Genomic DNA, 7,429 nt, shown 5'->3' on the forward strand with positions numbered 1-7,429 from the left:
CCTATTATTTTATTGTGACAAAATAAGAAACATAACACTATGTTAACCACCCTTTTTTGTTACAGGTATCGTAAAGTGATAAAATTATTGTCATTAACCACAGTTTTTAAACCTGCTCAGGGAATGCATTACAACTAACGGATAAGAATAGATCACAAGACTTATTAAGGGCTGTTTACCCTTATGTGTTCTCTGGTTACATTTAATTCAGAACTAGTTTTCTGCTTTAAATTAGCCATGAAAATTAACCATCCCTTTTGGGATTTATTTGTTGAATGGTAAAACTAGAAAAACTGCGGAGGAATTCCTTCAAAATCATTTCGGGATAATTATTAAAATCTGCGCTTGTAACCTCAGCTGTTACTTCAATAGCTGAATATTGAATTTAGCCAGCGGCTGTATGCAAATACCCTGTCAGATTGATTGTTATGCATCCTGCTCTGCCGCTGTTATTCCTGATTTAAACCAAGCTCTCTCTGCTTTTTCTTGGTAAGCCCCAGGGAAACAATCCGATGAGACTCTTTAAGGTAATACACTAAATCTTCATCTGTTTGTTCTGAGCTGTCATAGTGCTGTATCCACTTCATTCCTCGAGAGGCAAAATAAGGGGCTGGTTTATAACCCGCTATTTCACTTAAAAAATAATAATTAAGCTCCGATGTTTTAAAGATAAAAGCCGGTTTATCATTCTCTCCCAAACCACCAATCGCGAAAACTTTACCGCCCACTTTCCAGACATGGGAGTTGTTCCATTGAACTACATATGTCGTCGCCGGCAGTGAAAGACAAAACGCATTATATTCATCATAAGTCACACGATTACTCCTCTTGAAGCATAACATCAGCAGATCCAGAAGGTCTGGATACCCTAAATTATATTTAGTCGGACTTTAACGGGTTCTTGTGCATTTAGTGCTCATTACCGGAGTAAATCCACATAGACTCGGTTTTACCGGCCCGCTCAAATCCCAGCGCTTTATAAAAATCAATCGCGTCTCCATCGGCAGTTAACATTTGCTGGTGAAATGAAGCATATTTTGTCTGCAGCGCCTGCATCATTCTGCTGCCGATACCTTTACCATGGTATTCAGGATGAACAAGCATATGCGGGTAATACACAACCAAATGACCATCTGAAACTGCATTACCTAAACCCACTAATTTATTACCATAACGAGCTGTAACGAGAGAATGAGAATTTTGTAATGCAGCCATTAGTTCCACAGGCTTCTCTGCGGCTGACCATTTATTAGCTCTGTAAAGCTCAAGCACTTCTGATTCTTCAATTACATCATTTAAACTGACTGCTAACTTCATAAAATACCCAATGCCTACTTTTGATATCTAACACCATAACACATTTACCACTAACACAACGAAATACAAATCATCACCTAATACACTGAAAAATATAAAAACTTAATAAAGCACATTGACGACTTTATCAAGACTATTTCACCAAGGAAAAACCCTGTGGATATGAATGAATTCCATCATAGTCCTCTTTACTCAGCGCCACACCATTGGTTTTTGCTATCGCATAAACCATACTTATGTGAAACAAGAAATTGGGGAATATATATTGATAAATGTACTGTGACTGGCACAACTCAATGTCTGAAGTACCAGCTTTATCCTTTATAAGCTTTTTATCATCAAACACTTTGATATCCGGCATTTCATTAAGATACTTCATTGTTTCGGCAAGTTGTTTTTTTACCGCTTCTTTGCCCGTATTATCTTCGAAAAATGAAACCACCTCTTGATCCAAAAGCGGGCAATAGCCCCTCAATACAAAATTCGCAGCAATTTTGGCATTCATTTCCAGCGAAAACATATCTTCAGATAACGCGAGGGAAAACTTCTCCGGGGGGATTTTTGCTGCTATCACATCTAACTGCAATAGGTAATGTTGAAACAATCCTTTGATATTATTTTTCATTATTTCCTCTAAAACATGCAATGCCTACTCATCAATGATAATCTGAGAGCTGTTAACTGCTTGATTGATTGGCTTTATTATAGGGGCGCAGTTTACCTGACATTCTCAGTCCATCTTTCATGTTCATTGCCATTAGAACCAGGTTAATGCCCCCGGCAATTAGCTCAACCCCTTGCACTATATAGAAACTTGTATCAAACGTACCGGATGAAGCTAATATGTTCAGATAAACAGCTGACGGCATCAAGATCAGAATACCATTTAGCGCAATGACCGGCATTTTTTTCATTTTTCTCTTTACCAGTTTTCCTTTTCTATTTTTTCCTAACGCAAAACCTGTTGCTCCCGTTGCGGCAATACTGGGAACCAAAATAAATAATCCAGGAAATACGACCAGCTCTTTTACTTTCGCCACAGCTTCTATTGAACCGAATACTTCTACTAATACGGTCGACGTAAAAAAAACGAGAATACACAGCGTAGCCGATAACGCTCCAACCAAGTGAATTACTTTTTTCATTACTCTGCTCCTTCAAACAAATGTGACAACACATTGTCATAATAGATCACCCAAGCTACAATTGACAACATATTGCCAACTTGGAGTTCAGTTACTATGAGTAAAGCTGATAAAAGTGAAGTATTTACAAATGTAATATTAGAGATTTTTAAGTTAGGAGGACTACTCATTAGCGAAGGAGATCAACTATCCAAAGAATATGGAACTACGAGCGCTCGCTGGAAAGTATTAGGTGCTATTGCTCTAGCAGATTCTCCGCAAACAGTCTCTCAAATAGCTAAAACCATGGGGTTAAGCAGACAGGCTGTTCAACGGTTAGTGGATGTAATCAGCAAGGAGGGGCTGCTTGAGTTTAGAGCGAACCCTGTACATAAAAAAGCCAGACTAATCAGCCTTAGCGACAGCGGCATGGATATTTACGCTAAACTTGATAAAAAACAAGTTAGATGGGCAAAAGACAATTCACTAAATTTCAGCAAAAAGGATCTGCAAACTACCCTGTCGGTTCTGAAAGATGTCTCCCGACAATTCGAACCATAATGTCGTGTTAAGACGCTAAAGTTTGTAAAGCACAAACAAAACAAGCTGTTTTTGTTCCCTTAATATGAGAAACAACATTCACAGACAATGAGAAATAGCGAGATTAGCGCTTTGCTGCCGGGCATCGTAAAGGTAAGATATACGCAATAATTACCTTCTCAGCTATCATTCTGACAAACAAAATAAGAAGCTTTATGTTCACATTATTTGCAAGTAAACCATTACTAAATGACGATGAAAGCCAATGGATATTTAGTACTTTTCACTGGGCGCTCATTCATTTTGATAAAGACGAATTTTTTCAACGCAGCCGATTGATTCAACCAACGGATCAGTTTTTCAAAGGGCAGGTAGACAGTCATCAAGCTTTAGCTCAAACCGTGTTTGAATGCTGCGTAAAATATGCAGGGTTACAACATTGGCCTCTGCAGCTGCAGCACCCGGAGCAATATACGAATCAAACAGCAGAATTAATGGCGCTGGATAGCATTGAAGGTGCACTAAAACGCAACTCACAAAACAATAATTTAACGAAGTTAGTTTCACCTCAGCCTATCGTATTAACCTATAACAGACATCAAACAGGCAAACCGGAAGATCTTGCGGCAACTTTTACCAGTCACTTTGCGCAACATCTGATCGTACAGTCACAACAGTTACCACCAGGTGGTGCTAATCTACTTGTAGAAAGCAGTGAAGTACTTGCCGTCTTTATGGGGTTTGGTGTGATGATGTGTAATTCAGCCTATACCTACCGAGGCGGCTGCGGCAGTTGTTATAATGCCCAAGCAAATCGCAGCGCAAGCTTAACTGAAGATAAAGTCGTGTTTGCATTTGCACTATTTTGTAAATTAAAAAACATCCCGCATAAACAGGCGATGAAACACCTTAAAAAATATTTACGAAGTCTTTATAAACAAGCCGCAAAACAAATAGATAAAGAGCCGGAAAAAGTGCAGTATCTGCTCGATTTAAACTTACAGAAACAACTGATTTAAACGGGAACACAGTGCACCGCTCTGTAAACATGATGTAAAATATGAGCTTATTTCGTCTCAAACTGCATGAACTGTATCAAGCAAATAGCATCGGCGTAACACTCCATATAGGTAGTTGGTTAAACCTTACCTGACAGGGACTTACACCCTGCAAGATGCATCAACGCCTGCATGTGGACTGCTGCCGAAGGCGGCAGTCCCTACGATGCATTTGTTATGTGCGGGCTGCCTCGGACTAGCCAAGTTGGAGTTGATGGTCTATTACAATTTCACGAACAATTTGTTCGACTTTATTTCTGTCGCTTTGGTTTGAGTCTATGCCTGACCATATAATCAAGGCTTTCCATAAAGCCCAGCCCCGACCTCTATTCCATGTGTAAGCATCAACATTTCTTTTTTCTTCGAAAATCCTGCGACTATTGCCCTCGAACAAAGTCCATGCAATTGCCAAGTCACAAGCTGGATCGCCAACGGCACTGCATCCGAAATCTATAATAGCCGATAACTTACCATCTTTGACCAAGATATTTCCCAAACTCATATCCCCATGGAACCATACAGAAGGCTGAGACCATTCATGCTCACTTGCTTTATCCCAAACGGCTATAACGGTTTCTGTATCGATCTCGTTTTTCAAAACTTCTAATGATTTGTAAATGTCTTTTTCGTAATTATTGAGTGAGCAGCCTCTATAGAAATTATGTTTTCCCGCCAGAGGCGCTCCTTCCGTATCAGCCTTATCCAGTGAGTTTAAGAACTCTGCTAAATCATAAGCGATAGAGTCTAAATCCTTAGGACATTTATTAAGAATAGTTTCACCTTCTATCCACTCGTAAACAGACCACGGTCTCGGAAAATCTGTACTGGATATTCCTTTGGCTACAGGCCTCGGTATTGGGAGTGACGCTACTTTTGCTAGTTCAGGAAGCCACCTTTGCTCTTTTTCTACTTGGGAAACATAATCGTCTGAACTGGGAAGTCGTACCAGCATATTTTTACCCAAGTGAAATGTTCTATTGTCCCAGCCTGACTTCTCAACTGGTGATATACCTTCCGAAGACCACTGGGGAAATTGCTTATCAACCAATTTTTTAACAAGTGTCGTATCTATAAGCATGGGTCGCCTTTCGCTAATTTCTATGAACAGTGGATTGTATATGAAATTCTGCTTGAGCACATATACGCTTGCGTATGGGTATTTTATGAGCGTTTTGGCGGGAACCGCCAGCGAATAAAATTCCCGCATGACGCACTTATGTTGCAGATGATAGCTTCCAAAAACACCCGTCTGCATCTTCATTTACAACAAATAATGCTTCATTCAATTTTCTCGCCTCTGGACTTCTTCCATACCCTTGCCATTTTAAACTGCCTCTCATCCAGAATATTTTCCATATATCCTTAGTCCTAATAAATGTGAGTTTTGCAACTGACAAGTTAAAAAAGCCTTGTTCATTATGGGTACTAGGATGAATCTCGAACAACTCGGTACTTTGATTGTTAAATTTGCAGCCTAAATCAAAACCATTTTTAATGGCTTGTTCTTTTCGGTTTTCGATAAGCTCATAAACCAAATGCTCGAATTCATTTCATTCCGATTTTGTAAATGCCATATATTCCTATAATTGCATACTAGATTATTGACTCATGCCTAAAGCAGCATACGCCTCTGTTAAGGCGCAAAATATTGTTGGCTATGATTTGTGAGGCACGAACAAAAGCCAACTGTTTTTTGTCCGATTTAATTGTCTTGTAAGCGGCGTGGAACAGTTGGCTAAACTTGCGAGGAACGAGCGTGAGCCAACTATTCCACGTCCGTTTAAGCAACTTATGTGCAAATGCTTACGTTTGTACTGCAATGTATTACAAATAGACTCAATGGACAATATTATGAAAACAGAAATGCTAACAACTCGCATTGACCATGATACCAAATTAGCTTTCACACACATTTGTGATGAAGTTGGATTAAGCCCATCACAAGCAATCAAGTTATTTGCTCGTGCAGTAATTAATTATGGTGGCATTCCCTTCGAGCTTAAAGCAAAACAACCTAACGATGTGACTGCAAGTGCGATTCTCGAGCTGTCACAAGGAAAAGGTAATAAAGCAGAAAGTGTTACTAGCCTAATTTCAGAATTAACTGAGGGCAAAGTAAACAATGTTAACTCTTGAATACTCAAACCAGTTTAAAAAGGACTTCAAAAAAATAACTAAAATGCTAATCCCCGATATCATTGAAGTTGGCAACGTAATTTCAACACTTCAAAAGGATTAATACTAGAGGCTAAGTATGTAGATCCCCCTCTATCTGGTAACTGGAATGGGTTTAGGGATTGCCACGTTAAGCCGGATTTAGTGTTAATCTACCGAGCTAATGAAACCACATTGCAATTGGCACGTATCGGTTCGCATAACGACGTATTCTAGCTAGGATAACTTGCACATAACGAGGCTGTAGAATTACTCATTTTCAGCCAGGTTTGTAATTGGCCATTACATTTCACTCTAGGCGAATAATAACCATTAGATCACAGACGATCAGCACAATAAAGTACGTTTTTTATACAATCAAATAAAATTAGAAAAAGAGCGAAAAACGCTCTTTTTAGAGAAATTCTACAGCCTCAACGCCGCAAACAACAGCGCATAGGTTTGGCGATGTTGTTGCTATATTTCATGCTTGTCAAGGATGACTTCGACTTGTAAGCCCTCAGATTCAGATGGTTTTTCAAACCAATCAAGCTGCTTATCGAACTCTTGGATAGAGATCTCAACAGAGTCAGTATCCAAAGCTTTATTACGAACCAGTATACGCTCCCGCCGAAGTGCTTCCGGTGTATCGAGAAAGTGTATGATTGCCGCCGCTCCAACAGAAGACGCTAAGTTCATGGCAGCAGTACGCTCACGTTTGTACCAAAATCCATAGTCTAAAATTACATCTATTCCTTGCACTAGCAGTTTGCTCGCAATTTGGGCTAGGGCTCCATACACTTTTTCTTCAGCATCACTCCATCCCCCCATGGATAGGCCTCTTCCATAAAGCGAAACTATCCACTGATCCTTACTGAACCGAATTGCCCTTCTTTCCACTTCAAGCACGGCAAGATCATTATAAATTGAACTTTTCCTCCAACTAGCGATCTGATCACCATATACTAACAATTAGCTATTTGGTGATAATAATGAGCGCTACTTTTTTGAAATACTTCGATTCCATCTCAGACCCTCGTATTGAACGATGTAAGAAACATAATTTACTCGATATTCTTTTACTCGCTATTAGTGCCGTTATGTCTGGCTCTGAAGGCTGGGAGGATATTGAAAACTTCGGCCATATAAAGCTTGATTGGCTTCGTCAATATCGTCCTTTTGAATCCGGGATACCTCGGCATGACACTATTGCTCGTGTTATCTGTCGTTTAAAAG

At 39.6% G+C, this 7,429-nt stretch carries 12 protein-coding genes; 5 read left to right on the forward strand and 7 right to left on the reverse strand.

Annotation, left to right across the window (positions count from 1 at the left end; genetic code table 11):
• Positions 1 to 449: 449 nt before the first annotated feature.
• The 4 genes from G327_RS0115750 to G327_RS0115765 form a co-directional block, all read right to left on the reverse strand.
• Positions 450 to 815, reverse strand: a complete 366-nt coding sequence (locus G327_RS0115750) for an MmcQ/YjbR family DNA-binding protein (protein ID WP_019615762.1) — start codon at positions 813 to 815, stop codon at positions 450 to 452.
• Positions 816 to 909: 94 nt separating this feature from the next.
• Positions 910 to 1,317, reverse strand: coding sequence for a GNAT family N-acetyltransferase (locus tag G327_RS0115755; protein WP_019615763.1), 408 nt, complete (start codon positions 1,315 to 1,317; stop codon positions 910 to 912).
• Between the two features lie 133 nt (positions 1,318 to 1,450).
• On the reverse strand, positions 1,451 to 1,942 hold the full coding sequence (locus G327_RS0115760; RefSeq protein WP_019615764.1) for a DUF1993 family protein: 492 nt from the start codon (positions 1,940 to 1,942) through the stop codon (positions 1,451 to 1,453).
• Positions 1,943 to 1,994: 52 nt separating this feature from the next.
• Positions 1,995 to 2,462 (reverse strand): hypothetical protein, encoded by a 468-nt coding sequence (locus G327_RS0115765; protein WP_019615765.1) that lies wholly within the window; start codon positions 2,460 to 2,462, stop codon positions 1,995 to 1,997.
• Between the two features lie 96 nt (positions 2,463 to 2,558).
• Here G327_RS0115765 and G327_RS0115770 point away from each other — a divergent pair, with 96 nt between their 5' ends.
• Complete coding sequence (locus G327_RS0115770) at positions 2,559 to 3,002, forward strand: MarR family winged helix-turn-helix transcriptional regulator (RefSeq protein WP_019615766.1); 444 nt, start codon at positions 2,559 to 2,561, stop codon at positions 3,000 to 3,002.
• Positions 3,003 to 3,196: 194 nt separating this feature from the next.
• Positions 3,197 to 4,000, forward strand: a complete 804-nt coding sequence (locus tag G327_RS0115775) for a hypothetical protein (protein WP_019615767.1) — start codon at positions 3,197 to 3,199, stop codon at positions 3,998 to 4,000.
• 235 nt (positions 4,001 to 4,235) lie between these two features.
• Here the strand turns inward: G327_RS0115775 and G327_RS0115780 are convergent, their stop codons facing one another.
• The gene (locus G327_RS0115780; protein WP_033298457.1) at positions 4,236 to 5,117 is read right to left on the reverse strand and encodes an aminoglycoside phosphotransferase APH(3'); all 882 of its coding nucleotides are present in this window, start codon (positions 5,115 to 5,117) and stop codon (positions 4,236 to 4,238) included.
• 136 nt (positions 5,118 to 5,253) lie between these two features.
• Positions 5,254 to 5,574: a DUF3024 domain-containing protein gene (locus G327_RS0115785; RefSeq protein ID WP_019615769.1), complete on the reverse strand. Its 321-nt coding sequence runs from the start codon at positions 5,572 to 5,574 to the stop codon at positions 5,254 to 5,256.
• A gap of 316 nt (positions 5,575 to 5,890) precedes the next feature.
• Between G327_RS0115785 and G327_RS0115790 the strand changes: the two genes are divergently transcribed.
• Positions 5,891 to 6,175, forward strand: coding sequence for a type II toxin-antitoxin system RelB/DinJ family antitoxin (locus G327_RS0115790; RefSeq protein ID WP_019615770.1), 285 nt, complete (start codon positions 5,891 to 5,893; stop codon positions 6,173 to 6,175).
• 102 nt (positions 6,176 to 6,277) lie between these two features.
• Positions 6,278 to 6,430: a type II toxin-antitoxin system YafQ family toxin gene (locus tag G327_RS27205; protein ID WP_211217242.1), complete on the forward strand. Its 153-nt coding sequence runs from the start codon at positions 6,278 to 6,280 to the stop codon at positions 6,428 to 6,430.
• Positions 6,431 to 6,670: 240 nt separating this feature from the next.
• On the opposite strand, the gene G327_RS0115800 is transcribed toward G327_RS27205, so the two are convergent.
• Positions 6,671 to 7,102: a P-loop nucleotide/nucleoside kinase family protein gene (locus G327_RS0115800; protein ID WP_169337243.1), complete on the reverse strand. Its 432-nt coding sequence runs from the start codon at positions 7,100 to 7,102 to the stop codon at positions 6,671 to 6,673.
• Positions 7,103 to 7,185: 83 nt separating this feature from the next.
• Between G327_RS0115800 and G327_RS26590 the strand changes: the two genes are divergently transcribed.
• Positions 7,186 to 7,429, forward strand: a 244-nt coding sequence (locus G327_RS26590) for a transposase family protein (RefSeq protein WP_019614455.1), incomplete at its 3' end; no start/stop codon positions are given.

This window comes from Psychromonas ossibalaenae ATCC BAA-1528 (genome assembly GCF_000381745.1).
Classification (GTDB): domain Bacteria; phylum Pseudomonadota; class Gammaproteobacteria; order Enterobacterales; family Psychromonadaceae; genus Psychromonas; species Psychromonas ossibalaenae.

What these genes read in the sequence shown, in the direction of transcription:
- G327_RS0115755 (WP_019615763.1), bottom strand. Translation starts at nt 1,317, where the DNA reads ATGAAGTTAGCAGTCAGTTTAAATGATGTAATTGAAGAATCAGAAGTG.
- G327_RS0115790 (WP_019615770.1), top strand. Translation starts at nt 5,891, where the DNA reads ATGAAAACAGAAATGCTAACAACTCGCATTGACCATGATACCAAATTA.
- G327_RS0115775 (WP_019615767.1), top strand. Translation starts at nt 3,197, where the DNA reads ATGTTCACATTATTTGCAAGTAAACCATTACTAAATGACGATGAAAGC.
- G327_RS0115770 (WP_019615766.1), top strand. Translation starts at nt 2,559, where the DNA reads ATGAGTAAAGCTGATAAAAGTGAAGTATTTACAAATGTAATATTAGAG.
- G327_RS0115760 (WP_019615764.1), bottom strand. Translation starts at nt 1,942, where the DNA reads ATGAAAAATAATATCAAAGGATTGTTTCAACATTACCTATTGCAGTTA.
- G327_RS0115765 (WP_019615765.1), bottom strand. Translation starts at nt 2,462, where the DNA reads ATGAAAAAAGTAATTCACTTGGTTGGAGCGTTATCGGCTACGCTGTGT.
- G327_RS0115780 (WP_033298457.1), bottom strand. Translation starts at nt 5,117, where the DNA reads ATGCTTATAGATACGACACTTGTTAAAAAATTGGTTGATAAGCAATTT.